Source organism: Streptomyces sp. NPDC107562, assembly GCF_055657325.1.
In genome coordinates this window covers 237,793-261,017 of the sequence record NZ_JBVKBE010000008.1, presented here as the reverse complement: position 1 = coordinate 261,017, position 23,225 = coordinate 237,793, and the positions used below count along the sequence as shown (strand labels likewise).

23 protein-coding genes, 1 pseudogene and 1 riboswitch are annotated in these 23,225 nt (G+C 72.3%); of the genes and pseudogenes, 9 read left to right on the top strand and 15 right to left on the bottom strand.

Annotated elements, in window-relative coordinates; translation table 11 throughout:
- Positions 1 to 2: 2 nt before the first annotated feature.
- The 7 genes from ACZ7LV_RS23295 to fahA all read right to left on the bottom strand — a co-directional run bounded on the left by ACZ7LV_RS23295 (position 3) and on the right by fahA (position 6,580).
- Positions 3 to 800: an ABC transporter ATP-binding protein gene (locus tag ACZ7LV_RS23295; protein ID WP_471941811.1), complete on the bottom strand. Its 798-nt coding sequence runs from the start codon at positions 798 to 800 to the stop codon at positions 3 to 5.
- A complete protein-coding gene (locus tag ACZ7LV_RS23290) occupies positions 800 to 1,615 on the bottom strand; it encodes an ABC transporter permease (RefSeq protein WP_471941808.1) in 816 nt (271 codons plus the stop codon). Before ACZ7LV_RS23290 ends, ACZ7LV_RS23295 begins: the two co-directional genes overlap by 1 nt.
- Positions 1,612 to 2,955, bottom strand: coding sequence for an ABC transporter substrate-binding protein (locus ACZ7LV_RS23285; RefSeq protein WP_471941806.1), 1,344 nt, complete (start codon positions 2,953 to 2,955; stop codon positions 1,612 to 1,614). The genes ACZ7LV_RS23290 and ACZ7LV_RS23285 overlap by 4 nt, the downstream gene beginning before the upstream one ends.
- Before the next feature lie 15 nt (positions 2,956 to 2,970).
- The gene (locus tag ACZ7LV_RS23280; protein ID WP_471941805.1) at positions 2,971 to 3,198 is read right to left on the bottom strand and encodes a 4Fe-4S dicluster domain-containing protein; all 228 of its coding nucleotides are present in this window, start codon (positions 3,196 to 3,198) and stop codon (positions 2,971 to 2,973) included.
- 62 nt (positions 3,199 to 3,260) lie between these two features.
- On the bottom strand, positions 3,261 to 4,049 hold the full coding sequence (locus ACZ7LV_RS23275) for a GntR family transcriptional regulator (RefSeq protein WP_471941803.1): 789 nt from the start codon (positions 4,047 to 4,049) through the stop codon (positions 3,261 to 3,263).
- A gap of 168 nt (positions 4,050 to 4,217) precedes the next feature.
- Positions 4,218 to 5,156 carry a M56 family metallopeptidase gene (locus ACZ7LV_RS23270; RefSeq protein WP_471941801.1) on the bottom strand — a complete coding sequence of 313 codons (939 nt, stop codon included), beginning with the start codon at positions 5,154 to 5,156 and terminating at the stop codon, positions 4,218 to 4,220.
- Between the two features lie 212 nt (positions 5,157 to 5,368).
- The gene (fahA, locus tag ACZ7LV_RS23265) at positions 5,369 to 6,580 is read right to left on the bottom strand and encodes a fumarylacetoacetase (protein WP_471941800.1); all 1,212 of its coding nucleotides are present in this window, start codon (positions 6,578 to 6,580) and stop codon (positions 5,369 to 5,371) included.
- Positions 6,581 to 6,815: 235 nt separating this feature from the next.
- On the opposite strand from fahA, the gene ACZ7LV_RS23260 reads away from it, so the two are divergent.
- Entirely contained in the window at positions 6,816 to 7,277 is a 462-nt protein-coding gene (locus ACZ7LV_RS23260) for a carboxymuconolactone decarboxylase family protein (protein ID WP_471941798.1), read from the top strand.
- A 65-nt stretch (positions 7,278 to 7,342) separates the two neighbouring features.
- Positions 7,343 to 8,218: an HAD family hydrolase gene (locus ACZ7LV_RS23255; RefSeq protein WP_471941797.1), complete on the top strand. Its 876-nt coding sequence runs from the start codon at positions 7,343 to 7,345 to the stop codon at positions 8,216 to 8,218.
- On the opposite strand, the gene ACZ7LV_RS23250 is transcribed toward ACZ7LV_RS23255, so the two are convergent.
- From ACZ7LV_RS23250 to ACZ7LV_RS23240, 3 genes are all read right to left on the bottom strand, one after another.
- Positions 8,182 to 8,664 (bottom strand): transglycosylase SLT domain-containing protein, encoded by a 483-nt coding sequence (locus ACZ7LV_RS23250; RefSeq protein WP_471941795.1) that lies wholly within the window; start codon positions 8,662 to 8,664, stop codon positions 8,182 to 8,184. The two genes, ACZ7LV_RS23255 and ACZ7LV_RS23250, sit on opposite strands and share 37 nt — an antisense overlap.
- A gap of 3 nt (positions 8,665 to 8,667) precedes the next feature.
- Positions 8,668 to 8,845, bottom strand: a riboswitch (cyclic di-AMP (ydaO/yuaA leader).
- A gap of 281 nt (positions 8,846 to 9,126) precedes the next feature.
- Positions 9,127 to 11,121: a CocE/NonD family hydrolase gene (locus tag ACZ7LV_RS23245; RefSeq protein WP_471941793.1), complete on the bottom strand. Its 1,995-nt coding sequence runs from the start codon at positions 11,119 to 11,121 to the stop codon at positions 9,127 to 9,129.
- Positions 11,122 to 11,143: 22 nt separating this feature from the next.
- Positions 11,144 to 11,305 (bottom strand): hypothetical protein, encoded by a 162-nt coding sequence (locus ACZ7LV_RS23240; RefSeq protein WP_471941792.1) that lies wholly within the window; start codon positions 11,303 to 11,305, stop codon positions 11,144 to 11,146.
- A 207-nt stretch (positions 11,306 to 11,512) separates the two neighbouring features.
- Between ACZ7LV_RS23240 and ACZ7LV_RS23235 the strand changes: the two genes are divergently transcribed.
- From ACZ7LV_RS23235 to ACZ7LV_RS23220, 4 genes are all read left to right on the top strand, one after another.
- Entirely contained in the window at positions 11,513 to 12,523 is a 1,011-nt protein-coding gene (locus ACZ7LV_RS23235; protein ID WP_471941791.1) for a polyprenyl synthetase family protein, read from the top strand.
- Positions 12,524 to 13,098: 575 nt separating this feature from the next.
- A complete protein-coding gene (locus tag ACZ7LV_RS23230; protein WP_471941789.1) occupies positions 13,099 to 14,331 on the top strand; it encodes a LolA family protein in 1,233 nt (410 codons plus the stop codon).
- A gap of 101 nt (positions 14,332 to 14,432) precedes the next feature.
- Positions 14,433 to 15,407, top strand: coding sequence for an ABC transporter ATP-binding protein (locus tag ACZ7LV_RS23225; RefSeq protein WP_471941787.1), 975 nt, complete (start codon positions 14,433 to 14,435; stop codon positions 15,405 to 15,407).
- Entirely contained in the window at positions 15,394 to 16,263 is an 870-nt protein-coding gene (locus ACZ7LV_RS23220; protein WP_471941785.1) for an ABC transporter permease, read from the top strand. Before ACZ7LV_RS23225 ends, ACZ7LV_RS23220 begins: the two co-directional genes overlap by 14 nt.
- A gap of 16 nt (positions 16,264 to 16,279) precedes the next feature.
- On the opposite strand, the gene ACZ7LV_RS23215 is transcribed toward ACZ7LV_RS23220, so the two are convergent.
- Positions 16,280 to 16,864, bottom strand: coding sequence for a flavodoxin family protein (locus tag ACZ7LV_RS23215; protein WP_471941965.1), 585 nt, complete (start codon positions 16,862 to 16,864; stop codon positions 16,280 to 16,282).
- A 250-nt stretch (positions 16,865 to 17,114) separates the two neighbouring features.
- On the opposite strand from ACZ7LV_RS23215, the gene ACZ7LV_RS23210 reads away from it, so the two are divergent.
- A complete protein-coding gene (locus ACZ7LV_RS23210) occupies positions 17,115 to 18,347 on the top strand; it encodes a tetratricopeptide repeat protein (protein ID WP_471941783.1) in 1,233 nt (410 codons plus the stop codon).
- Between the two features lie 156 nt (positions 18,348 to 18,503).
- Here ACZ7LV_RS23210 and ACZ7LV_RS23205 read toward each other — a convergent pair whose 3' ends face one another.
- On the bottom strand, positions 18,504 to 18,974 hold the full coding sequence (locus ACZ7LV_RS23205; RefSeq protein ID WP_471941781.1) for a VOC family protein: 471 nt from the start codon (positions 18,972 to 18,974) through the stop codon (positions 18,504 to 18,506).
- 8 nt (positions 18,975 to 18,982) lie between these two features.
- Positions 18,983 to 19,426 carry a winged helix-turn-helix transcriptional regulator gene (locus ACZ7LV_RS23200; RefSeq protein ID WP_401679563.1) on the bottom strand — a complete coding sequence of 148 codons (444 nt, stop codon included), beginning with the start codon at positions 19,424 to 19,426 and terminating at the stop codon, positions 18,983 to 18,985.
- Between ACZ7LV_RS23200 and ACZ7LV_RS23195 the strand changes: the two are divergent.
- Positions 19,425 to 20,678: pseudogene (locus ACZ7LV_RS23195) on the top strand (MFS transporter); the annotation flags it as partial. The gene ACZ7LV_RS23200 and the pseudogene ACZ7LV_RS23195 sit on opposite strands and share 2 nt — an antisense overlap.
- Before the next feature lie 80 nt (positions 20,679 to 20,758).
- Here ACZ7LV_RS23195 and rarD read toward each other — a convergent pair.
- Together rarD and ACZ7LV_RS23185 are read right to left on the bottom strand one after the other, a co-directional pair.
- Positions 20,759 to 21,775, bottom strand: coding sequence for an EamA family transporter RarD (rarD, locus tag ACZ7LV_RS23190; RefSeq protein WP_471941780.1), 1,017 nt, complete (start codon positions 21,773 to 21,775; stop codon positions 20,759 to 20,761).
- Positions 21,776 to 21,885: 110 nt separating this feature from the next.
- Positions 21,886 to 22,740 carry an SDR family oxidoreductase gene (locus tag ACZ7LV_RS23185; protein WP_471941778.1) on the bottom strand — a complete coding sequence of 285 codons (855 nt, stop codon included), beginning with the start codon at positions 22,738 to 22,740 and terminating at the stop codon, positions 21,886 to 21,888.
- Positions 22,741 to 22,840: 100 nt separating this feature from the next.
- On the opposite strand from ACZ7LV_RS23185, the gene ACZ7LV_RS23180 reads away from it, so the two are divergent.
- Positions 22,841 to 23,221: a winged helix-turn-helix transcriptional regulator gene (locus ACZ7LV_RS23180; RefSeq protein ID WP_471941776.1), complete on the top strand. Its 381-nt coding sequence runs from the start codon at positions 22,841 to 22,843 to the stop codon at positions 23,219 to 23,221.
- Positions 23,222 to 23,225: the final 4 nt, after the last annotated feature.

The window sequence follows — 23,225 nt, the reverse complement described above, 5'->3', positions numbered from 1 at the left end:
TTTCAGGTGCCGAGCGAGCGGAGGACGTCGCGGCGCAGCGCCGCGCGGGCCGGGTGGTCGTGCGCCGTACGGTCGCGGGGACTCGGGATGTCGCGTACGGCGGTCAGCCGGCCGCCGCCGAGGAGCGCGACGCGGTCACCGAGGAACAGGGCCTCGTCCACGTCGTGGGTGACGAAGACGACGGTCGCTCCCGTGCCGCGCAACACGCCGACCAGCAGGTTTTGCATCCCGGCGCGGGTCTGTGCGTCGAGCGCGCCGAAGGGTTCGTCCATCAGGACGGCGCGCGGACGGGCGGCCAGCGCGCGGGCCAGTTGCGCGCGCTGGCGCTGGCCGCCGGAGACGCGGTGCGGCAACTGGCCCGCCTGCGCGGTCAGGCCGACCCGTTCCAGCCAGGCCCCGGCCTGCTCCCGGCGGACGGCGCGCGGCACGCCCTGGACGGCCAGGGGCAGTTCGACGTTGGCGCGCAGCGTGCGCCAGGGGAGGAGGGCGTCCTCCTGGAAGACCAGGGCACGGGCGGCCGACGGTCCCTCCAGCGGGCGCCCGTCCTCGAAGAGGGTGCCTGCCAGGGGGGCCAGCAGTCCGGCGAGGGTGCGCAGCAGCGTCGACTTGCCGCAGCCCGAGGGGCCGACGACGGTCAGGATCTCGCCGGGCGCGACGTCCAGGTCGACGCCGGTCAGGGCGGGGGTGCCGGGACGGCCGAGCGTGGCGCCGCGCACCCCGAGCCGGGCGCCGCCGCCGGCGGCCGGGGCGGTGCCGTCCTGCGGGCCGAGGGCGGTCGTCGTCTCGGAGGGGATGCTCATCACGCCTCTCCTCGGGCTCGGGCCGGCTGCGGTCGGGGCCGTGCCCCCGGGTCGTAGGAGGTCCGCGGCAGCCAGCCGGTGAGGCGGCGCCCCACCAGTTCCACGGCCGTGGAGGTGACCCAGCCGAGCACGCCGATGGTGACCATGCCGACGAACACACCCGGGTAGTCGACGACCGTGTAGTCCTGCCAGGTGCGGTAACCGACGCCGTACTGGCCGGAGATCATCTCGGCGGAGATCACGCAGATCCAGGACACGCCGATGCCGACGGACAGTCCGCCGAAGACGCCGGGCAGGGCACCCGGCAGCACGACGGACCCCAGGATCCGCCACCGGCCGCCGCCCATGGTGCGCACCGCCTCCTCCCACACCGGGGTGAGCGCGCGCACCGCGTGCCGTGTGGAGACCAGGACCGGGAAGAAGGCCGCGGTGCAGGTGATGAAGACGATGCCCTGTTCGTTGGAAGGGAAGAGGAGGATCGCGACGGGCACGAGGGCGATGGCGGGGACCGGGCGGACGACTTCCAGCAACGGGCCGAGCAGGTCCTCGGCGAGCCTCGACCGGGCCACGAGCACGCCCGCGGCCACCCCGAGGACGGCGGCGAAGAGGAAACCGGTGAGGATCCGGGTGAGGCTGTCGGTGAGATCCGTCCAGTAGTCCGGGCCCGCCAGCCGGTCGCTGAAGGCGCGGGCCACGTCGGTGACGGTGGGGAACTGCGAGAAGCGCAGCCACAGGTCCACGTCGAGGCTGGTCAGCAGCTGCCACAGACCGAGGGCCGCGACCGGCGAGAGCGCGCGCAGCGCGTACCGGGTCACGAGGCGCGCTCCAGCGCGGCGGCGTACGTGACGAGCCGCGCGCCGTCGTGCCGGGCGACGTGGGCTCGCGCGGTCTCCGGGGCGACGAAGGGCAGCAGCCTCGTGCCGTCGGCCACCCAGACCGCCTTGTCGGCGAACCACAGGGTGCCGGTGGTGGCGTCGGGGACATAGGCGGCGCGGACGGCGTCCCCGTGCCGGGAGACGTGACGCAGCAGCTCGGTGGGGGAGGCGAAGGTACGGGTCTTGTCGGCACCCTCGTGCCACACCTCGCCGGCGGCCTGCGGGGGTGTCGCGGCGAGGCGGGCGGCGTAGGAGGCCCCCAGTGCCCGCTTCACGTACCGGTCGTCGACGAAGGCGTCCACGTCCACGTCGCCGGTCAGTCCCGTGGACTTCAGGATCGCCACGTCCTGCTCCAGGGCGGCGACGAGCCGGGGCTTGAGGGCAGGGTCGAAGGTGGCGATGCCGTGCGCGCCGTTGTACAGGTAGACGACCTCGGCGGGCAGCCCGGTGGCCTGCGCGACCTTCTCGGCGGCGGTCACGGGATGGTCGTTGAGGTAGTCGGTCGCCTCCGCCTGGGCCTTGAGGAACGCCTCCAGTACGGCCGGGCGCCGGGTCGCGAAGTCCTCGCGGGCGGTGACGCCGTGAAAGGTGGGGAGGTTCAGTTGCGCGCCGTCGTACAGGGCCTTCGCCTTGCCCTGGTGGGCGAGCAGGCCCGGCCAGGCGACGAACTGCGACACGGCGTCCGCGCTGCCCGCGGCGAGGGCGGAGGCGCCCACGGCGGGCTGCTGGTTGAGCTTCTCCACGTCCTTGCCGGGGTCGAGGCCGGCGCGTTGCAGGGCCCGGATCAGGGTGCCGTCGGCGGCTGAACCGACGCTGGTGGAGACCCGCTTGCCCTTCAGGTCCTTGAGCGAGCTCAGGTGCGAGTCCGGTGCGGTGACGATGGTGTTGAGGCCGCCGCGGAGGTTGTAGCCGGTGACCGAGACCAGACGGGTGGGGCGGTCGAGCTGCTGTCCGCGGGCCGCGTTGATCAGCAGCGGGAAGTCGCCCATCGAGCCGATGTCGATCTTCCCGGCGGTCATCTGGGCGGTGATCGGGGCGCCGGTGGCGTAGTCCTGCCAGTCCACCTTGTAGGTGACGCCGTCACCGAGGGCGTTCAGCTGTCTCTCGAAGGAGCCGAGCGAACGGAGCAGGGTGCCGGCGGTGACGGTGTTGATCGTCTTCGACTGGTAGCCGACGGTGACGGTGACCGTCGAGCCGTCACCGGCCCCGGCGCTGCCGCCGCAGGCCGTCAGGGAGGCGGCCAGAAGGGCGGCGGACGCGGCGACTGCTGTGCGTTTCATGGGAGTCGGGACCTCTCACCGGAGCAGATAGGGCATGTTGACCGTGACGGCTCCGGTGGGACAGCGGGCCGCGCACGGGCCGCAGTACCAGCACTCGTCGACGTGCATGTAGGCCTTGCCGTTGCTCTCGTCGATGGCGAGGGAGTCCAGCGGGCACATGTCCACGCAGAGGGTGCAGCCGTCGATGCACAGGGACTCGTCGATGGTCACGGGCACGTCGGCCCGCTGGGGCGCCAGAGGCATGGCTGTCTCCAGGGAGGTCCTGCGAAGAGGGGCGGGTCTGGGGAAACGGAGCGCGGTGCGGGTCAGAGGGACCGGTGGAGAACACCGCTCATCGTGATGCGGTCGCCGCGGAAGCGGATGAACTCCAGGTCGACCGGGCGGCCGTCGGCGAGGTGGGTGAGGCGTTCCAGCATCAGCACGGCGGCGCCGCGCGGGGCCTCCAGGACGGCGGCGGAGTGGGCGTCCGCGCTGACCGCCTCCAGGGTGATCTCGGCGTGGCCGAGCGGCCGGCCCGCGAGTGCCTCCAGGAGGCGGAACACATCCGTGTTCTCCAGGTCGGCGCCCAGCAGTCCGGTACCGATGTCGAGGGGGACGTAGGTGAGGTCGAGGGAGAGCGGGAGGCCGTTCAGCCGCCGCAGGCGCTCGATGTAGAGCACATCGGTGCCGGGCGGGACCTTCAGGCGTTCGGCGACGGGCGCGGGTGCCGGGGCGGGTCCCATCGTGCGGACCTCGTTGGTGACCCGGCCGTGTTCCCGCAGGGTCTCCGCGAGGCCCAGCAACCGGTCGAGGCCGTGGGGGTACTTACGGGCCACGACCACGGTGCCCACGCCGGGTTGGCGTGCCACGAGTCCCTCGGCGCGCAGCAGGTCGAGCGCCTGGCGGACGGTGTTGCGGGTGGCGCCGTACTCCTCGGCGAGGGTCGACTCGTGCGGGAGCGTGCCGCCGGGGAAGGCGTCGGACAGGAGTTGGCGGCGGAGCAGGTCGGCCAGTTGCCGGGCCCGGTCGGCGCGCAGCCGGCGCCGCGCGCGGTGGGCGGCGACGGTGGTCGCGCCGTGGCCGGCGTGGTCCCGGATGCGGTCGGTCGGTGGCATGGCTCGAACCATACCGATCCGGTAGGGATAGAGGTGTTGCGGAAGTGTTGCGCCAGTCCGCGGACCGGGACAAGCGCCGCTGAGCTGGGGATTCGCCGGTGACACGGCCGGTTCTGCCACCCCGGCCGCCGCTTGGGGCCCACCACCGGGGACAGGGGGCGCGCGTCGTCAGGAGAGTGCGGTCAGCCCGGGAGCGAACGTGATCAGCAGGGGCAGCAGCGGCACCAGAGCCGCCGCGGTCGTCGTCAGGGCCCGGTGCCGGCGGTCGAGCCGGGCGGGCGGCTCCAGGAGGCGGTCCACGCGTTCACCGAGCAGGCGATGGCTGGAGGCGCAGGAGAGGACCCCCCGGTGCTGGTTGAGTTCGATCAGGGCCAGCGCGGTGGTCAGGTGGCCGCAGCGGCGGGAGGCCGTGTCGTCGGCGGAGAGTTCGACCAGGCGGTGCGTCTGGTCGCAGAAGTGGGCGAAGAGGGGGACGCGCGGGAACCCGGTGGCGAGCGCGGTGGACAGGTGCAGCAGCCAGTCGTGACGGGCGCGGGCGTGGCCGCGCTCGTGGGTGAGGACGGCATCGAGCTGATGGTCGGTGAGTCGGTGCAGTGCCCCGGTCGTGACGATCAACTGGGGCGGGCTGCCCGGCATCCACCAGGCGTCGGGGTACTCGTCCTCCAGGACCAGCAGCGGCCCCCGGGCGGCGGGCAGGCCCGCGGGCAGGTCGGGGGCGCGTTCCCGGAGGTGTGCGCGGGCCCGGCCGCGACGCCGCCTGGCCTCGAACAGCTCGCGCACCAGCATCGCCGTGGTCCACGCGGCACCGCAGGCCAGCAGCAGGGTCAGCGCGGCGGCCCAAGGAGGCGCCGCCGACAGGTCGTAGGCGGCGGCAACGCGCGGCGGGGCGGGCGCGAAGACCTGGTCACGCACCGTCTGGAAGACGGCCGCCGCGCCCAGGACCAGCGCGGTCAGACAGCACAGCAGCACCGTGGCGACCAGGCACTGCCACACCCACAGCCCCACGACGGGCTCCCGTTCGGGCCACGCGGCGCGCACCAGCGCACCCGGGGCCGGTACGGCGGCGGCCAAGGCGACGACGCTCAGCAGGAGCAGGCAGACGGTCATGCCACGGGCTCCGGATCCTGGTCGGGAGGGGGCGGCTTGGGGTCGGTGCTGGTCGGTGCGGTGCGGTGCGGTGTGGTGCGGTACGTATCTCAAGGCGTACGGCGTACGCCGCATGCCGCACAGGCCCGCGCCGCAGACCGCACCGCCCGCCGTCAGTATGACGGTGACGGGCGGTCGCGGTCAGCGCCGAAGCCGCCGCTGTCGTGGAAACCTCACTCCGCCACGACGCGTCCCGTCACCTCGCCGAGCCCCACGCGCACGCCACCCGCGCCCGGAGCCCAGGCCGTCATCGTCACGACGTCGCCGTCCTCCAGGAACGTGCGCTTGCCGTCGGGCAGTTCGATGACGTCGCGGCCGTTCCAGGTCAGCTCCAGGAGCGAGCCGCGCTCGCCCTCGCCGGGGCCGCTGACCGTGCCCGAGCCGTAGAGGTCGCCGGTGCGCAGGGAGGCGCCATTGACGGTCATGTGGGCCAGTTGCTGGGCCGCCGTCCAGTACATGGTGGAGAAGGGCGGTTCCGCGACGACGTGGCCGTTGAGGGCGACGGAGATCCGCAGGTCGTAGCCGCCGGGCTCCTCCTCGGTGTCGTCCAGGTAGGGCAGCAGGGGGTGCGTCCGCGCGGGCGGGGCCACCCGCGCCTCGTCCAGGGCGTCCAGCGGGGTGATCCAGGCCGACACCGAGGTGGCGAAGGACTTGCCGAGGAAGGGGCCGAGGGGGACGTACTCCCAGGCCTGGATGTCGCGGGCGGACCAGTCGTTGAGGAGGCACAGCCCGAACACGTGGTCGCGGAAGCCGGACAGCGGCACGGGCGTGCCCATCGCCGAGGGGACGCCGACCACGAAGCCGACCTCGGCCTCGATGTCCAGGCGGACGGACGTGCCGAAGACCGGTTCGGCGTCGGCCGGGGCCTTGCGCTGGCCGCTGGGGCGGACGACGTCGGTGCCGGAGACGACGACGGTGCCGGCGCGGCCGTGGTAACCGATCGGCAGGTGCTTCCAGTTGGGCGTCAGGGAGTCCGCGGCGTCGGGGCGGAAGATCTGGCCGACGTTGCGTGCGTGGTTCTCGGACGCGTAGAAGTCGACGTAGTCCGCGACCTCGAAGGGCAGGTGCAGGGTCACCGAGGACAGCGGGTGCATCAGGGGCGCGAGGGACTCGCGGTGGGACGGCACGGTGACCCAGGCCGTCAGTGCGCGCCGGACGTCGGACCAGGCCGTGCGGCCCGCGGCGAGCAGCGGGCCCAGGGTCGGGCGGGCCAGCAGTTCGGCGTACGGGGAGCCGAGCGCCAGTGCCGCCGCGCCGGCGTCGAGGACGTGGTCGCCGAGACGGACGCCCACGGTCCGTTCGGCGGACCCGGCGGGCGAGAACACGCCGTACGGAAGGTTGTGCGGACCGAAGGGGTCGCCCTCGGGGACATCGAAGGGGGGCATGGGGTGCTGCCTCACTTTCGTACGCGCGGTCCATGCGGTCGCGGATCACGTTACGGCGGCGGCACCTGTCTTGGGCAGTGTCCGACAGGCCGGAAAGATTCCGAATGTCCCGAAAGGTGTAGCGCGCCGCCGGACAGAAGATCCGTCCCGTCGATCCGTCACAACGACCGCCCCCGATCCGTCAGTGCGGTGAAGGCAAGGATCGCACCGGTCACTGACAACAGGAGGCACCACCATGCAGGCACGGATGACGAACCCGGCGTACGTCCTCCCGGGCGCGCTGAAGGGCGTCGGGGCGCTCCTCCAGGCCATCGGGGAGAGCGGGCTGGACCGGGAGGTCGCGGAACTGGTCGGGCTGCGGGTCAGCCAGATCAACGGCTGCGGCGCCTGCGTCCACGGACATGTGGACAATCTGCGTAAAGCGGGCGCAAGCGAGGAGCGCATCGCCTCGGTCGCCGCCTGGCGGCACGCGCCTTTCTACAGCGACGCCGAGCGCACCGCGCTGACCCTCGCGGAGACCGTGACGCGGCTGGCGGACCGGTCCGAGGAGGCGGTTCCGGACGGCTTGTGGGACGAGGTCGCCGACCACTTCGACGAGAGGGAACTGTCGGCGCTGATCCTGGCCGTCTCCCTGACGAACCTGTTCAACCGCGTCAACACCACGATCAAGGAGCCGGCGGGCACCACGTGGGGGTGAAAAGCGGACAGTGGGAAGGTAGTTGGGAATGAACGGTGGGGGTCCGGTGTCCGTATTCTCTGATCATGGCCGCACCCACCGCATATGCCGCGCGCACCGAGTACGCGCGCACCGACTACGCCCTCATCGCCACTGACCTGGACGGAACGCTGCTCCGCGGCGACGACACGGTCTCCGACCGCTCGCTCGCCGCGCTCGCGCGGGTCTCGGCGACCGGGGCCCGGCATCTGGTGGTGACCGGCCGGCCGGCGCCGCGGGTACGGCCGCTGCTGGAGATCCTCGGCGGCGGGCTCGCGGTGTGCGGCCAGGGCGCCCAGCTGTACGACGTCGGCGCGGATCGTCTGCTGTGGTCCGTCACGCTGGACCGGGAGCTGGCCGAGACGGCGCTCGGCAAGATCGAGGCCGAGGTCGGCCAGGTGTACGCGGCCGTCGACCAGGACGGCGTCGACGGGCTCACCCTCATCGAGCCGGGCTATCTGATGCCGCACCCCACGCTGCCCGCGGTGCGGATCGATCGTCGCGAGGACCTGTGGTGCGCGCCGATCAGCAAGGTGCTGCTGCGCCATCCGTCGCTGTCGGACGACGAGTTGGCGGCGGTGGCCCGCGCGGTGGTCGGCTCGCTCGCGACCGTCACCATGTCGGGGCCGGGGACGGTCGAGCTTCAGCCGTGCGGCATCACCAAGGCGACGGGGCTGGCGCTGGCGGCCCGGCACCTGGGCCTGAGCCCGGAGCGGACCATCGCCTTCGGGGACATGCCCAACGACATCCCCATGTTCGACTGGGCCGCGTACGGCGTGGCCATGGCCAACGCCCACCCCGAGCTCAAGGCGGTGGCCGACGAGATCACCCTGTCGAACGAGGACGACGGCATCGCCGTCGTCCTCGAACGGCTGCTGGCCGAGGCTCAGTACGGGCCGAAGACGTTGTCGATGGAGCCGTAGCGGTCGGCCGCGTAGTTGCAGGCGGCGGTGATGTTGGCGACCGGGTCGTACGGGTCGTACGCCGTGCCGGTCACGTGGTAGGCCTCGAAGGTGGGGTCGATGACCTGGAGCAGGCCCTTGGACGGGGTGCCCTTGGCGGCGTTGGAGTCCCAGTTGTTGATGGCCTTCGGGTTGCCGGACGACTCGCGCATGATGTTGCGGTAGATGCCGTTGTACGACCCGGGAATGCCGTTCTGCGCCATGACGTCGAGGGACTGGCGGATCCAGCCGTCGAGGTTGTTCGTGTAGTACTTGACGGTCGAGGGCATGGCCGTGGGCGCGGCCGCGGAGGCGCTGGTGGCGCCGATCAGCGGCAGGGCGAGTACGGCGGCGCCGGTGCCTGCGAGGGCGAGCCTGCGGGCGATGCGGGCAGTGCGGGTACGACTGATCTGACCGTTTGCAGTCATGGGGACTGTCCTCTCCGGCGCCTGCGAGGTGAGCTGTCGGGTTCGGGCGGGGAGCTGCCCGGCCGCCTCTTGCGAGTGCGACTTCACCCCGAGCCGTTCCGGTGTGCCGTGGTGTGCGGCGTCCGGTCCGGCGGCCTACCTGGGTCCCCCGCTCCTGCCGTGCGGTGAGTGAGTCCGTCATGGGTGGCGCGGGCGGCGGCAGGATTCGGCGTTCCGCCCGACTCGCCCGGAACGTATGCGAGAGCACATGTCCGAAACAAGAGGTCGTTTCACCTATCGCGGGATTTGATCTTCGAAAGGCGACTTGACCGCTCGTGATCCTTTGCAGCCGAAAAGAGTCAACTCGGCCGTGCGCAAAGGCGGATCGCGGCAGTCGTGTAAGGGACTCGTGAAGACGCCCGAGTGAGCCAACTCACGTGCGGGCAGAAGAATGGCAAATCGGGCAATAGGCCCAAGTCCTAGTCAACCGGCGGTCCGTGGAACGCGCTTCTCCCATGTGCGATGAAAGACCACCTCGGTGCCATAGGTGCAAATCGCCTCATTTGAGGTCAAAAACTCCTCCGCGGTGCAGGTGATCTCCGCACGCGTGCGGACCGTCGTGTCCCAGGCGAGCTCCGGGCGGTGCAGCCGGATCGTCCGGTCCGAGCGGGTGCGGGCGGACAGCGGATCGGCCTCACGGACCGTGTACGTCTCCAGCGTGTCCTCGGTGAGCTCCAGCCCGTCGGGGTACGCGCGCAGGTCGCCGTGGTCCGGACGGACCTCCAGCCGCCACTCGCCCTTGGCCACGTCCCGCACCACCAGGCGCTCGGGATGCGGTTCGTCGAGGGTGGCCGCCTCGGCGGCGCCGAGGGGTGCGGACTGCTCCGGTTCCTCGAACGTGGGGGACGGGACCGCGGTACGCGCGCGTACCGGCAGTTCGAGAGTGCTGCCGGCCGGATCCACGGTGAAGCCGGCCGCCGAGTCCGGCTGGGGCCAGATCCAGGGCCAGTACGCGGAGGCGAGGGAGAGGCGGATGCGGTGGCCGGGCGGGAAGGCGTATCCGATGCCGTCTAGCTCGACGGTGACGTCCTCGGTGGTCCCCGGGGTCCACGGCACGGCCCGGCCCCGCCCCTCGCGCGCCGACAGGTTCAGCACCCCCCGCGTCACCAGCGTCGAGGAGCCGTCCGGTGTCACGTCGCACACGCGCGCGACCACCTGCCCGCGCGGCACCTGCGAGGTCAGCCGCAGCCGCACCCGTGGCCGCCCCAGTACCCAGGTCTCGCGCGCCACCGCGAAGTCGAAGCTCGCCCCGCGCGCGTCCTCCTCCCGCTGGTCCGGCGGCAGGTCGGCCTCCCTGCCGAACGGGAGGAAGCGCCCCGCGTCGACGCCCGTGTGCTGGGGTGACCGGACGAGTACGGGCGCGCCCTGGAGGGCGTACGTGACCGTCGTCACATGGGGGGAGGGCCAGGCGGGCTCACCGGTCCAGCGGCCGGGCAGCGTCCCGTACCGGGGCGCCGGGGGATGCGCGTCCATCACGTACGACCGCAGCAGGGGTTCGCTCATGGCCCCGGTGTCCTTGCCCTTGAGCCAGTGGTCCCACCAGCGCAGGGTCTCCTGGAGGAAGCCGATCGCCGGGCCGGGCGGCAGGTCGCGGTCGGGGTACTGGTGCGACCAGGGCCCGATCAGGCCGCGCACACGGTCGGCCGGAAGGCGCTCGACCAGACGGAGCACGGTGTCGCGGTACGGGTCGTGCCAGCCGCCCACCGCGAGCACGGCGGCCTCGACCGCGCCGTAGTCGTCGACGGCACCGCCGGCCCGCCGGTGCTCGTCGCGCACCTGGTGGCCGAGCCAGGTGTGGATGAGGGGCTCGACCTCTTCGAGGCGCCGCAGCCACATGTCCCGCCAGGCGTCGCCGACGTACCGCGGATCGGGTGGCCGGCAGGCGAAGGCGAGCAGGGTCGCCGCCCGTGCGTGCATGTCCGCCGCCAGGACGGAACCTCCCAGGTAGTGCCCGTCGTTGTCGTAACGGTCGTCCGGGGAGCAGACGCTGACGACCGCCTTGAGCGGCCCGGGCGCGAGGGCCGCGATCCGCAGGGAGGTGAATCCGCCCCAGGAGATGCCGAACATGCCCACCTTGCCGTCGCACCAGGCCTGCGCGGCCAGCCAGTTCACCACCTCGACGCCGTCGCCCAGCTCCGTCGCCGAGTACTCCTCCGTCGGCGTGCCCTCGCTGTTGCCGTGCCCGCGCACGTCGACGCGGACGGAGGCGTAGCCGTGGCCGGCGTACCAGGGGTGGCGCTGGTGGTCGCGGGGCGCGGTCCAGTCGGTCAGGCGGTACGGGAGGTACTCCAGGAGCGCGGGCACGGGTTCGTCGGTGATCGGGCGCCACACGCGCGCGTACAACCGGGTCCCGTCGGGCAGCGGGATACGGAGGTCCTCGTGAGTCGTCTCGTAGGGGAAGGACGTACGGATGTGCATGGGCGTGACCCCTGGGAGGGCTTCAGCGGACCGCACGCGGAGCGCGGCGCGGCCAGGACGCGGAGGTCGTCGCCGCCGGGGCGGCGGGCGCGGACTTCGCCGCGCGCTTGCGGCCGGCCGGGTGACGGCGGCCGGGGGTCAGGGGGCGGACCTCGGGGCCGGTGTCGACGGCGCTGCGGGGCAAGGGGCACCTCTTCCGGCTAAGTCGGTAAATACCTGCTCATATCAACTGATCAAAAACATACCCGCAGTGATCCGATACCGCCTGAGGTGTAACGGTGGGCGGCCTCGGTGATCGAAACGTGACCGGATACGCTGACTTGAGTGAAGGCAGCGACCTATCGACATTCCGCGTAATCGCCAGTAGACACCAGCAGACAGGAGACCCCTCGTGACCGTCGTCGGGCCGTTCGGGCTGAGCGTGCGGGACCAGGCTCTGGAAGCCGATGTCCAGGCCGGATTGGCGGCTGTCGAGGAAGGGTTGCTCGAAGCCACCAAGAGCGAGGTCCCCTTCATCACGGAGGCCGCGCAGCATCTGGTGCGGGCCGGCGGGAAGCGGTTCCGGCCGCTGCTCGTGATGCTGGCCGCCCGGTTCGGCGACCCGTACGCACCCGGAATCGTGCCCTCCGCGGTGGTCGTGGAGCTGACGCATCTCGCGACGCTGTACCACGACGACGTGATGGACGAGGCCGCGGTGCGCCGCGGGGTGCCGAGCGCGAACGTCCGCTGGGGCAACTCCGTGGCCGTCCTGACCGGTGACTTCCTGTTCGCCCGCGCCTCGCACATCCTGGCGGACCTCGGTCCCGAGGCGGTCCGGGTGCAGGCCGAGGCGTTCGAACGGCTGGTGACCGGTCAGATCCTGGAGACCGCGGGGGCGTCGGACGGGCGGGACCCGGTCGAGCACTACCTCGACGTGCTCGCCGGCAAGACGGGTTCCCTGGTGGCGGTGTCGTGCCGGTTCGGCGCGATGATGTCCGGGGCCGACGAGTCGGTGGTGGACGTGCTCACCCAGTACGGCGAGCGCCTGGGCGTCGCCTTCCAGCTCGCCGACGACGTGCTGGACATCGCCTCCGACTCGCACGAGTCGGGCAAGACGCCGGGCACGGACCTGCGGGAGGGCATCCCGACGATGCCCGTGCTGCGGCTGCGCGAGCGGGCCGACCGGCTCGGGCTGGCGGAGGACGTCGCGCTGTGCGAGCTGCTCGCCTCCGACCTCTCCGACGACGCGCGGCACGCGGAGGCGCTGGCCGCGCTCCGGGCGCATCCGGCGCTGGAGCAGGCGCGGCGCGACACCGTCCGGTTCGCGCAGGAGGCGCGGGCGGCACTCGCCCCGCTGCCCGAGTGCGACGCGAAGACGGCGCTGACGGAACTGTGCGACGCCGTGGTGCACCGGGCGGGATAGCGGTCCGACGGCTTCGGCCGTCCGCCGTGCCTTGGTGGTCCGACGGCTTCGGCCGTCCGCCGTGCCTTGGTGGTCCGACGGCTTCGGCCGCCCGTCCCGGTTCGGCCTTGGGGCCGATTTCGGGCCTGCCCGGCTCGGACTGCCGGTCCGGCTCTGGTCCCTGCCCCGATCGGTCCGGGGGCCGATGGGCCGGCCGTCGGACCCGGCTCCGGTCGTCTGCCCGGTCTCTGCCGTCGGACCGGTCCGGGGGCCGATGGGCCGGCCGGCCGGTCTTCGGGCCGGTGGGGGCCGTGCCGGCTTCGCGGGGCGCTCGTCCGGCCCTCGCTACCCCCGTAGTACTCGGGGCTCCCCTCGTACCCCTACGGGTAGGGGGTGATGCCGTCGTGTCGTGTCATACCCCAGCAGTACGCGGAGTTGGCTCCCGGGTCTGACGCATCTTGCCGCCTGATTTGGTCAGATGGAGAACACGGGAACACACCACTCCTCACCGATCCGGGTGAGAATGGCGGCTCAGGGTGGGACCCCTGCGAGGACGCGACGAGGCAGCCGCCGCCGACGACGGAGGTAAGGCACACATGGCACCGTACGAATCCGACGACACCACGGCCGTGGCCGACGCGGACGAACTGCGCGCGGCACGGCGGCGCAAGGCCGCCCGGTACGTCGTCCCGGCGGCGGTCCTGGGATTGGCGGCGGGCACCATCGGGCTCGTCCCCGCCCTGGCCGACTCCGGCAGCCCCGACCTGCCGAAGATCACCGCCGAGGAACTCCTGGAGAAGATCGCCGCGTCGGACGTGGAGCAGCTGTCCGGCACGGTGAAGATCAGCACCGACCTGGGACTGCCCGACCTGGGAGGCCTCGAGGGTGACCTGATGTCAGGCGCCACCCCGTCCGGCGGCGGCGAGGGCTCCTCCGCCGACCCGTCGGCGAAGCTGACCGAGCTGGCCACCGGCACGCACACCCTGCGCGTCGCCGCCGACGGCCCCGACAGGCAGAAGCTGTCGCTGCTGGAGAACGCCGCCGAGTACAGCCTGATCCACAACGGCAAGGACGTCTGGGGCTACGACAGCGCGTCCAACGAGGTCTACCACGGCACCTCGGACGAGGGCGTCGAGCGGGGCGAGCGGGGCGCGGACGAGACCCCGGCCACACCCAAGGGGATGACCGAGGAGGCGCTGAAGGCGGTCGACGACACCACGTCCGTGACCGTCGACGGCACCGCCCAGGTGGCCGGCCGGGACGCCTACAAGCTGCTGATCGAGCCGAAGCAGTCCGGCTCCACGGTGGGCGCGATAAGCGTCGCGGTGGACGCCGAGACCGGGATGCCGCTGAAGTTCACGCTGACCCCGGCGAGCGGTGGCGCCGCCGTGGTGGACGCGGGCTTCACGCAGGTCAGCTTCGCCAAGCCCGCCGCGTCGACCTTCGACTTCACCCCGCCCAAGGGCGCGAAGGTGACCGAGGAGGGCAGCGTGGAGGCGCCGGAGCACTCCTCGCAGCGGCCGGAGGAGGAGGACCTCGCCAAGGGCCTCGAAGGGCTGAACGTCATCGGCGAGGGCTGGACCTCCGTCGCCGTCCTCGACTCCGGGGCCGAGGGCGCGGCCTCCGGCGCCGGGCGCGGTGACATGGGCGAGCTGGGCGCCGCGGGTGGCTTCCTGGGCTCCCTCGGCGACGAGGTGAACGGCACGTTCGGCTCGGGCACGGTCTTCAAGACCCGCCTGGTCAACGCGCTGATCACGGACGACGGCAAGGTCTACGTCGGCGCGGTCACCAAGGACGCGCTGGTGAAGGCGGCCGACTCCGCGAAGTAGACCGCGGGCGGGCACCGACTCCGGGCACCGACTCCGGGCGCCGTGCCCGGGGTTCGGTGCCGGCGCGGGTTCGGTACGGGGACGACGCATCGAGGGGCCGCATGGACGACACGTCCGTCACGGGTTCGCGGCGGGAGGCCGCGGGTGAGGGCATCATCCACACCCGCGCGCTCACCAAGCGCTACCGCGGTGGGCAGCTCGCCGTCGACGGTCTCGACCTGACCGTCCCGGCGGGCAGCGTCTTCGGCTTCCTCGGTCCGAACGGCTCCGGCAAGACCACCACCATCCGCATGCTGATGGGTCTGATCGAGCCCACGTCGGGCACGGCGCACGTGCTGGGACGTCCCATGCCCCGCGCCACGCGCGCCGTGCTCCCGCACGTGGGTGCCCTGATCGAGGGCCCGGCCCTGTACGGCTTCCTCTCCGGCCGCGACAACCTCCTGCGCTACGACTCCGCGGACCCGTCCGCCGACCCCCGCACCCGGCGCGCCCGCGTCGCGGCGGCACTGGACCGGGTGGGTCTGGCGGCGGCCTCGGGCAAGAAGGCGAAGGCCTACTCGCTGGGCATGAAGCAGCGGCTGGGCCTCGCGGCCGCCCTGCTCCAGCCGCGTCGGCTGCTCGTCCTGGACGAGCCGACCAACGGGCTCGATCCGCAGGGCATGCGCGAAATCCGCTCCCTCGTGCGGGAGCTGGCCTCCGACGGCACGACCGTGTTCCTCTCCTCCCACCTGCTCGACGAGATCGAGCAGGTCTGCACGCACGCCGCGGTGATGGCGCAGGGCCGGCTGATCACCCAGGGCGCGGTGGCGGACCTGGCGGCGGGCACGCAGGGCCGGCTGGTGGTGACCACGCCGGACACGGGGGACGCGGCCCGGGTGCTGAAGGAGCGCGGGGTCGGCGATCTGTCGGTCAGCGAGGACCGGGTGACGGGGGAGCCGCCCGAGGGGGAACTCGCGGAACTGAACGCCGCGTTGGTCGAGGCCGGCGTGCGGGTCCGTGGCTTCGGGGTGGAACGGGCGTCCCTGGAGGACGCGTTCGTGGCGCTGACGGGGGAGGGCTTCGATGTCGCGGGCTGAGACCGCCGTGCCGCGCCGCGGCCCGCTGTGGACCTTCGGTCTGCTGCGCAGCGAGCTCGGCATCACCTTCCGGCGCTGGCGCACCCTCGCGCTGCTCGGCGTGCTGGCCGCCGTGCCCGTGCTGGTCGGCATCGCCGTGAAGATCGAGACGAGCGACGGCTCCTCCCCCGGCGGTGGCGGCGGAGGCCCGGCGTTCATCACCCAGATCACCAACAACGGCCTGTTCCTCGTCTTCACCGCACTCGCGGCGACCCTGCCGTTCTTCCTGCCGATGGCCGTGGGTGTCGTCGCGGGCGACGCGATAGCCGGTGAGGCCGGCGCCGGCACCCTGCGGTACCTCCTGGTCGCCCCGGCCGGACGCACGCGCCTGCTGCTCACCAAGTACGCCACCACGATGGCCTTCTGCCTCGCGGCCACCATGGTGGTCGCCGTCTCGGCCCTGGCCGTCGGGGCGCTGCTGTTCCCGTTGGGCGACCTGACGACCATCTCGGGCACACGGATCGGCTTCGCCGAGGGTCTGGCCAGAGCCCTGCTGATCGCCCTGGTCGTCGCCGCCTCACTGGTCGGCGTGGCGGCGCTCGGCCTGTTCGTCTCGACGCTGACCAGCAGCGGTGTCGCGGCGATGGCGACGACCGTCGGGCTGTTGATCACGGTGCAGATCCTCGACCAGATACCCCAGCTGCACGCGATACAGCCGTACCTCTTCTCGCACTACTGGCTGTCCTTCGCCGACCTGATGCGCGAGCCGGTCCTCTGGGACGAGCTGAGGCGCAACCTCGGCCTCCAGGCGCTCTACGCCGCCGTGTTCGGCTCGGCCGCGTGGGCGCGGTTCACGGCGAAGGACGTCACCGCGTAGCCGTGGGGCCCAGGGGCTACGCCGCCTCGTAGGGGAAGCGCGCGAGCGGCGCCTCCTGCGCGAAGAAGGACTTCGCGCGGGCCAGGGCCTCGGTGTCCTTCAGCACGTCACCGGGCTTGCTGCCGTTGCCGAGCAGGACTCCGCCGAAGCGCATCCCCATGTACGCGGCCGAGTTGCGCAGGGTGCCGATCAGCGGGTCGGCGACCTCGCTCTCCTCGTGCGCCAGCGCGGTGACGCCCCAGAGCGTGCGGTCGGCCAGCGTCGCCTTGAAGTCCAGGCCGGGGGTGCGCAGCCAGCCCGACCAGTAGTCGAGGTAGCGCTTGACGTGCGCGGACACCGAGTACCAGTAGAGCGGGGAGACGATCACGATGTCCGTCGCGGCGAGCGTGGCGTCGAGCAGCAGTGCGACGTCGCCCTCCGTGGGGCGGACGTGGTCGCTGTCGTGACGGAGGTCCTCGAAGTCGGGCAAGGGATGCGCGGCGAGGTCGATCCACTGCTGCCCGACTCCGGCGGGGAGTTGATCGGCGGCCGCGCGGGCCAGCATCTCGGTGTTGCCGTCACTGCGGCTGCTGCCCAGCACGAACAGAAAACGTCGGTCCATGGTGTTCCCCCAGTGGATCTCGTAAAGGCGGCGCACGACGATTAAATGCCCGTGCAGTATATGCATACGCATAAAGCTGCCGTCCAGTGTCCGCCGGGGTGCGGAGGCGGGGATCGGATCCCCGTGGGGCGTCGGGCCGCGGGTCTTGGGACGATGCTGTGACGCCTCGGTGACGCGTGTATCGGGCGAAATCGGTGAGACTCGACGGTAGGGTCCGCCGAGGCGTGGACGCCGGCGAGTGAGGGAACCGATGTCTCGACCAGGCCGCGACAAGACGCGGGAACAGCAGGACCAGGGTGCGGGTGCGGTGATCGACGTCCGCGTCCCCGGCGCGGGGCCGGGCACAGATGGGCCCGTCAGCGCCTCGATCGGTGGTGTCCCGGTCGCTCCCGTGCCCGGCGAGGAACTGCAGCGGACGGTACTGAAGCACCTCCACCGCATCGCCGTCTCCACCGGCCGTCCGGTCCTCGCCACCGTTCACGACGAGCGGATCGGGTACGTCGTACCGCTTCAGGTTCACCCGGACGGGTCGAGTTGTTTCACGGCGGATCCGGTGCCGACCGGCGCGGCGGAGCCGGAGGCTGTCGTGCCCGGGTCGGCGAGCCGGTCGAGGGCCGCCGCGCCGTCGGCGCCTAGCACCGCTCAGGCCGCCGTGTCCCCCTCGTCGCCCGCCGCACCGCCGCTGCCGCCCCAGGCGGCTCCTCCGTCCCGGCCGCCCCAGGAGCCCGTGTGGCCCGCGGCCCAGCCTCCGGAGGACAACGTCACGCAGACGCTGCGTACTCCGCCGGCCTCCGGGCCCACCTCCGCGCCGACGTTCCGGCTGCGGGCCATTCAGGAGCCGCAGCCGCTGGGCGAGTTCGGGCCGCCGCCCGTCATGGAGGCGCGGCCGCACCCGCAGCCGCTCGTCGCGCCGGATTCCGGCGCGGGCCGCGACCCGGATCCGAAGCCGACGCCGCCCCGCGGCTTCGACGCGGTCGCCGAAGCCATCCTCGAGCCGCAGGACGTCACTCCGCTCCCGACCTCCGCCCTGCTCGCCGAGCCCACGGCCCGTATCGGCGAAGCCGTGAAGACGGGGCACATAGACACCGCGGCGACCGTGTCGGAGCAGGCCCTGGCGGAGGCCTCGGCCGCGCTGCCGCCCGACCACCCCGAATTGCTCCGGCTGCTGGAACTCACCGCGTACGTCGCGTACCTGGCGGCCGAACCGGTCCGCGCCTTCCGGCTCTCCCTGGACGTGGCCCGCAGTCACCGCCGCACGCGGGACGCGGAGGGCGCCTACGGGAACGTGCAGAGCGCGGCCACGGCATGGCGGGCGGTACGCGATCCCGAGCTCGGCCTGGAGCTGGGGCGTGAACTGATCGCCCTGTGGACCGAGTTGGCCGCGGAGGGCGGTCCGGCCGCCGAGGACGTGGAGGAGCTGGAGTCCGCCCACGCGCGCATGGACCGTCTCACCGCACGGGCGGGCAGGGCGTCCGGAGACTGAGCGGGCACCCCGGAACCCCGGAACCCCCGGAACCCCCGGAACCCCCGGCACCTTCCGGCGCCCCCGGCACCTTCCGGCGCCCCCGGCACCTTCCGGTACCCCCGGCACCCCCGGCACCCCCGGCACCGTCCGGCACCCCCGGCGCCCCGGCCTGGCCTAGTGCACGCAGAACTCGTTCCCCTCCGGGTCCGTCATCACCACCCATTCACCGCCGGCCTCCCTGACCTCCCGCACCGTGCTCGCGCCCAGGCCACGCAGCCGCTCCACCTCGTCCGCGCGCCGCCCCTCCCCGGGATGCAGGTCCAGGTGCAGCCGGTTCTTGCCGGCCTTGGGCTCGGGCACGCGCTGGAACAGCAGCCGCCGCCCCAGCCCGGTGCCGCTCTCCTTCTCGTGAGGATCGTCGGGATGCCGTACGGCGACCAGGTCCCGGAAGGCCGGGCGGCCGTGGAAGTCCACGGTGGCGGCGACGGGGAGGGCGCCGAGCTGGAGCAGCCGTTCGATCAGGGCGCTGTTGTCCTCGACCTCGTAGCCCAGCGCGGCGGCCCAGAAGTCGGCCTGCGCGTGGGGGTCGTCGGCGTCGATGACGAGCTTCCAGTGCACAACAGTGGTGGATGCCTTGTCGGTCATGCCCCCAGTTATAGACCGGCGGCGCCCTGAGCCTCCCGTTCGTCGTACGCGGCCCGCGCGGCCGCGATCTCCCGCTGATGCTCCTCCGTCCACCGCACCAGGGACTGGATCGTGGCGTGCAGGGTGCCGCCCAGAGGCGTGAGCTCGTAGTCGACGCGGGGCGGTACGACGGGGTGGACCGTGCGCGTGACCAGGCCGTCCCGTTCCAGCTGGCGCAGGGTGACCGTCAGCATGCGCTGGCTGACGCCGTCGATCTCGCGGCGCAGCTCGGTGAAGCGGAGTCTGCGGTTCTCCAGGAGGGCGATGACAAGCAGCGACCACTTGTCCGCGACCCGGTCGAGGATCTGCCGTACCTCGCAGCCCTCGCGGGTGTCCCACTGGAAGGGATCGGCGTCGCCGTGGTCCACGGTGCTCTCGCAGTTACTCGGTGACTTAGAAGTGCCTACTTCCATGTCTCTCGATGCTGCCGCAGGCTGGCAATGGTTACAAGAGGGAACCGACCCTCCGTCCGGTAACCGCCCCCTGCCTATCCCCTGGAGTGTTGCCATGGGCACCCGCGCCTGGGCTCTGTTGCTCGTGCTGTGCGGAACGATCTTTCTGGAGGGCATCGACGTCGCGATGATGGCCGTCGCGATCCCGTCGATCAGGGCCGACCTCGCGCTGTCGACCGGTACGGCGGCCTGGGTGATGAGCGCGTACGTCCTCGGCTACGCCGGCTTCACCCTGCTCGGCGGGCGCGCCGCGGACCTGCTCGGACGCCGCCGGATGTTCCTGATCTGGCTGACGGTCTTCCTGCTCTTCTCCGGGCTGGGCGGGTTCGCCACCGACGGCTGGATGCTGGTCGTGGCCCGCTTCGTCACCGGTGTCGCGGCGGCGTTCATGACCCCGGCCGCGCTGTCGCTGATCACCACCTCGTATCCGCAGGGCCCGCAGCGCAATCAGGCCCTGCTGGTCTTCGCCGGCACCGCCGCCGGCGGCTTCTCGCTGGGCCTGGTCATCGGCGGGCTGCTCACGTCGATCGGCTGGCGATGGGTGTTCTTCGCGCCGGTGCTGCTGGCGGGGGCCCTGCTGATCGCGGCGGTGCGCCTGCTGCCCCGGACACCCCCACCCCGGCCGGTCACGCCGGCCGGGTTCGACCTGCTCGGCGCGGTCACCGCCGCCGGCGCCATGCTGCTGGCCGCGTACACCGTCGTACGGCTGGAACACGGTCTGCGGGGCTGGCCTCTCACCGCCGTCGCGGCCTGCACCGCCCTGGTGCTCGCGGTCACCTTCGTCGCCGTCGAGCGGCGCTCCGCGGTGCCGCTGGTCCGGCTCGGCATCCTGCGCAACGGCTCCGTGGTGCGCGCGGATCTCGGCGCGCTGCTCTTCGTGGGCGCCTTCTTCGGCTTCCAGTTCGTGGTGACGCTCTACCTGCAGGAACTGCGCGGCTGGTCCTCGCTCCAGACCGCGATCGCCCTGGTCGTCATGGGCTGCGACGCCGTACTCGCCCCGACGCTCACCCCGAAGCTGGTGGCCCGCTTCGGCAACGCCCGCGTGATCCTCGGCGGCTTCGTGCTGGCGGTGCTCGCCTACGCGCTGTTCCTGCCGCTCGGGATGGACTGGTCGTACGCCGCCATGTTCCCGACGCTGATCATCGCGGGCACCGCGTTCGCGCTGGCGTACGGGCCGCTGACCATCGCGGCGACGGACGGTGTCGCGGAGGAGGAACAGGGTCTTGCGGGCGGACTGCTCAACACCGCGACACAGTTCGGCTCGGCGATCGGGATCTCCGCGGTGACCGCCGTCTACGGCCTGGCGTCCACGACCGACTCGGGCCCGGAGGGCACGCTGTCCGCGTTCCGCGCGGCGCTGACGGTGCCGGTCGCGATGGTGGTGGCCGGCACCCTCCTCTCGCTCCTCAGCCTGCGGGCCGCCCGGCGCGCGGTGCGCAGCGCGTCCCAGGTGAGCAGCGTCAACGCCAGCCAGACCAGCGCGAACCCGGCCCAGCGCTCGGGCGGCATGGCCTCGCGGAAGTAGAGGACGCCCAGCCCGAACTGGAACACCGGGGCCAGGTACTGCAGCAGCCCCAGGGTGGTCAGGGGCACACGGATGGCGGCCGCGCCGAAGCAGACCAGCGGAAGCGCGGTCACCAGCCCGGTCGCGGCGAGCAGGGCCGCGTGCCCGATGCCCTCGGTGTGGAAGGTCGACTCGCCCCGGCCGCTCAGCCACAGCAGATAGGCGAGCGCGGGCAGGAACTGGATCGCGGTCTCCGCGGTGAGCGACTCCAGGCCGCTGAGGTTCACCTTCTTCTTCACGAGGCCGTAGGTGGCGAAGGAGAGGGCGAGGACCAGCGAGACCCACGGCGGGCGGCCGTAGCCGACGGTGAGGACGACCACGGCGGCGAAGCCGACGCCGACCGCCACCCACTGCACCGGCCGCAGCCGTTCCTTCAGCAGCAGCACGCCCATCGCGATGGTGACCAGCGGGTTGATGAAGTAGCCGAGGGACGCCTCGACCACCTGGCCGTTGTTCACGGCCCAGATGTAGACGCCCCAGTTGACGGTGATGACGGCCGCGGCGACCGTGACGAGCCCGAGGCGGCGCGGCTGGCGCAGCAGCTCGCCGGCCCAGCCCCACCGCCGTACGAACAGCAGCGCGACGGCGACGAAGGCGAGCGACCACACCATCCGGTGGGCGAGGATCTCCACCGAGCCTGCGGGCTTCAGCAGCGGCCAGAACAGGGGGACGAGCCCCCACATCCCATAGGCCGCGAAGCCGTTCAGCAGGCCTATGCGGCTCTCGCCCCTCGACTTTCCGGACACCGGCTTCTCCTTCGCGCTCCAGCCCACCGCACGAAGGTAGCGCCGACCACCCCCGCCTGTCATGGCCGTATCGCCATACGGTCATGACGGGCGGAGAGGGTGGTGCGGGGTCAGCCCTTGAGGGCCGTGGCGATGGCCTCGGAGAGCGGGGTGGTCGGACGTCCGGCCAGGCGGGAGAGGTCGCCGGTGCGCACGGCCAGCTCGCCCTTCTCGATGGACGCGTCCACCCCGGCGAGGATCGCGGCGAGCGGCCCGGGCAGCCCGGCGGCGGTCAGGATGTCCTGGTAGGCCTCGACCGGAACCGGGGTGCAGGCGATGTCCCTGCCGGTCTGCCGGCTGAGTTCGGCCGCGTACTGCGTGAACCCCCACGCCTCGTCACCGCTCAGCTCGTAGGTCCGGTTCTCGTGGCCCGCCCCCGTCAGCACCGCCACGGCGGCGGCCGCGTAGTCGGCACGCGAGGCGGAGGCGACCCGGCCCTCACCGGCGGCGGTGACCACCGCGTCGTGCTCCAGGACCGGGGCGAGGTTCTCGGTGTAGTTCTCGTGGTACCAGCCGTTGCGCAGCAGCACGTACGGCACTCCCGAGGCCCGCACCAGTTCCTCGGTGGCGCGGTGGTCGTCGGCGAGCGCGGCCGTCAGGCCGCCGGGGGCGCTGGTGTAGGCGAGCAGCGCCACGCCGGCCGACCGCGCGGCGTCGATCACGACCTTGTGCTGGGAGACGCGGCCCTTGTCGAACTCGTTGCCGGAGATGAGCAGCACCTTGTCGCCGGCGGCGAAGAGGCCGTCGAAGGTCGCGGGCGCGTTGTAGTCGGCGAGCGCGATCCGCACCCCGTGTTCCGCGAGGCCGGCGGCCTTCTCGGGGTCACGGGCGACGGCGGTGACCGTGTCGGCCGGCACCTTCTGCAGCAGCTGCTCGACGACGTGGTGGCCGAGGTGTCCGGTGGCTCCGGTGACGACGATGCTCATGGTGGGCTCCTCCGCGGAGTGCGTGTGTCAGGGGGTTGACACTCACCCTAGGAGGGGCACTAACTCTGGGAAAGTACCCACTTTGAAGTAAGGTACAGGCATGGCGGAAAGAGCGGGGAAGCCCGAGAGTGAGGCGATGTGCCCGTACCGGCTGGTGCTGGAGCACGTGACCAGCCGCTGGGGCGTACTGGTGCTGATCCGGCTGCTGGAACGCCCGCACCGCTTCAGCGAGCTGCGCCGGGCGATCGGTGAGATCCGGCAGGTCAGCGAGAAGATGCTCACCCAGACACTGCAGACCCTGGAGCGGGACGGGCTCGTCCACCGCGACGCCCACCCCGTGATCCCGCCCCGTGTCGACTATTCGCTCACCGGCCTCGGCCGCGAGGCCGCGGAGCAGGTGCGGGCGCTCGCGCTGTGGACGGAGCAGCGGATGGGGGACGTGGAGCAGGCGCGCGAGACCTACGACAAGGCCCGGGCCTGAGCCC

Bases quoted from the DNA above. Each gene is read 5' to 3' on its own strand.
- ACZ7LV_RS23295 (WP_471941811.1), bottom strand. From the start codon at position 800: ATGAGCATCCCCTCCGAGACGACGACCGCCCTCGGCCCGCAGGACGGC.
- ACZ7LV_RS23285 (WP_471941806.1), bottom strand. From the start codon at position 2,955: ATGAAACGCACAGCAGTCGCCGCGTCCGCCGCCCTTCTGGCCGCCTCC.
- ACZ7LV_RS23280 (WP_471941805.1), bottom strand. From the start codon at position 3,198: ATGCCTCTGGCGCCCCAGCGGGCCGACGTGCCCGTGACCATCGACGAG.
- ACZ7LV_RS23275 (WP_471941803.1), bottom strand. From the start codon at position 4,049: ATGCCACCGACCGACCGCATCCGGGACCACGCCGGCCACGGCGCGACC.
- ACZ7LV_RS23270 (WP_471941801.1), bottom strand. From the start codon at position 5,156: ATGACCGTCTGCCTGCTCCTGCTGAGCGTCGTCGCCTTGGCCGCCGCC.
- fahA (WP_471941800.1), bottom strand. From the start codon at position 6,580: ATGCCCCCCTTCGATGTCCCCGAGGGCGACCCCTTCGGTCCGCACAAC.
- ACZ7LV_RS23260 (WP_471941798.1), top strand. From the start codon at position 6,816: ATGCAGGCACGGATGACGAACCCGGCGTACGTCCTCCCGGGCGCGCTG.
- ACZ7LV_RS23255 (WP_471941797.1), top strand. From the start codon at position 7,343: ATGGCCGCACCCACCGCATATGCCGCGCGCACCGAGTACGCGCGCACC.
- ACZ7LV_RS23250 (WP_471941795.1), bottom strand. From the start codon at position 8,664: ATGACTGCAAACGGTCAGATCAGTCGTACCCGCACTGCCCGCATCGCC.
- ACZ7LV_RS23245 (WP_471941793.1), bottom strand. From the start codon at position 11,121: ATGCACATCCGTACGTCCTTCCCCTACGAGACGACTCACGAGGACCTC.
- ACZ7LV_RS23230 (WP_471941789.1), top strand. From the start codon at position 13,099: ATGGCACCGTACGAATCCGACGACACCACGGCCGTGGCCGACGCGGAC.
- ACZ7LV_RS23225 (WP_471941787.1), top strand. From the start codon at position 14,433: ATGGACGACACGTCCGTCACGGGTTCGCGGCGGGAGGCCGCGGGTGAG.
- ACZ7LV_RS23220 (WP_471941785.1), top strand. From the start codon at position 15,394: ATGTCGCGGGCTGAGACCGCCGTGCCGCGCCGCGGCCCGCTGTGGACC.
- ACZ7LV_RS23215 (WP_471941965.1), bottom strand. From the start codon at position 16,864: ATGGACCGACGTTTTCTGTTCGTGCTGGGCAGCAGCCGCAGTGACGGC.
- ACZ7LV_RS23210 (WP_471941783.1), top strand. From the start codon at position 17,115: ATGTCTCGACCAGGCCGCGACAAGACGCGGGAACAGCAGGACCAGGGT.
- ACZ7LV_RS23205 (WP_471941781.1), bottom strand. From the start codon at position 18,974: ATGACCGACAAGGCATCCACCACTGTTGTGCACTGGAAGCTCGTCATC.
- ACZ7LV_RS23200 (WP_401679563.1), bottom strand. From the start codon at position 19,426: ATGGAAGTAGGCACTTCTAAGTCACCGAGTAACTGCGAGAGCACCGTG.
- ACZ7LV_RS23185 (WP_471941778.1), bottom strand. From the start codon at position 22,740: ATGAGCATCGTCGTCACCGGAGCCACCGGACACCTCGGCCACCACGTC.
- ACZ7LV_RS23180 (WP_471941776.1), top strand. From the start codon at position 22,841: ATGGCGGAAAGAGCGGGGAAGCCCGAGAGTGAGGCGATGTGCCCGTAC.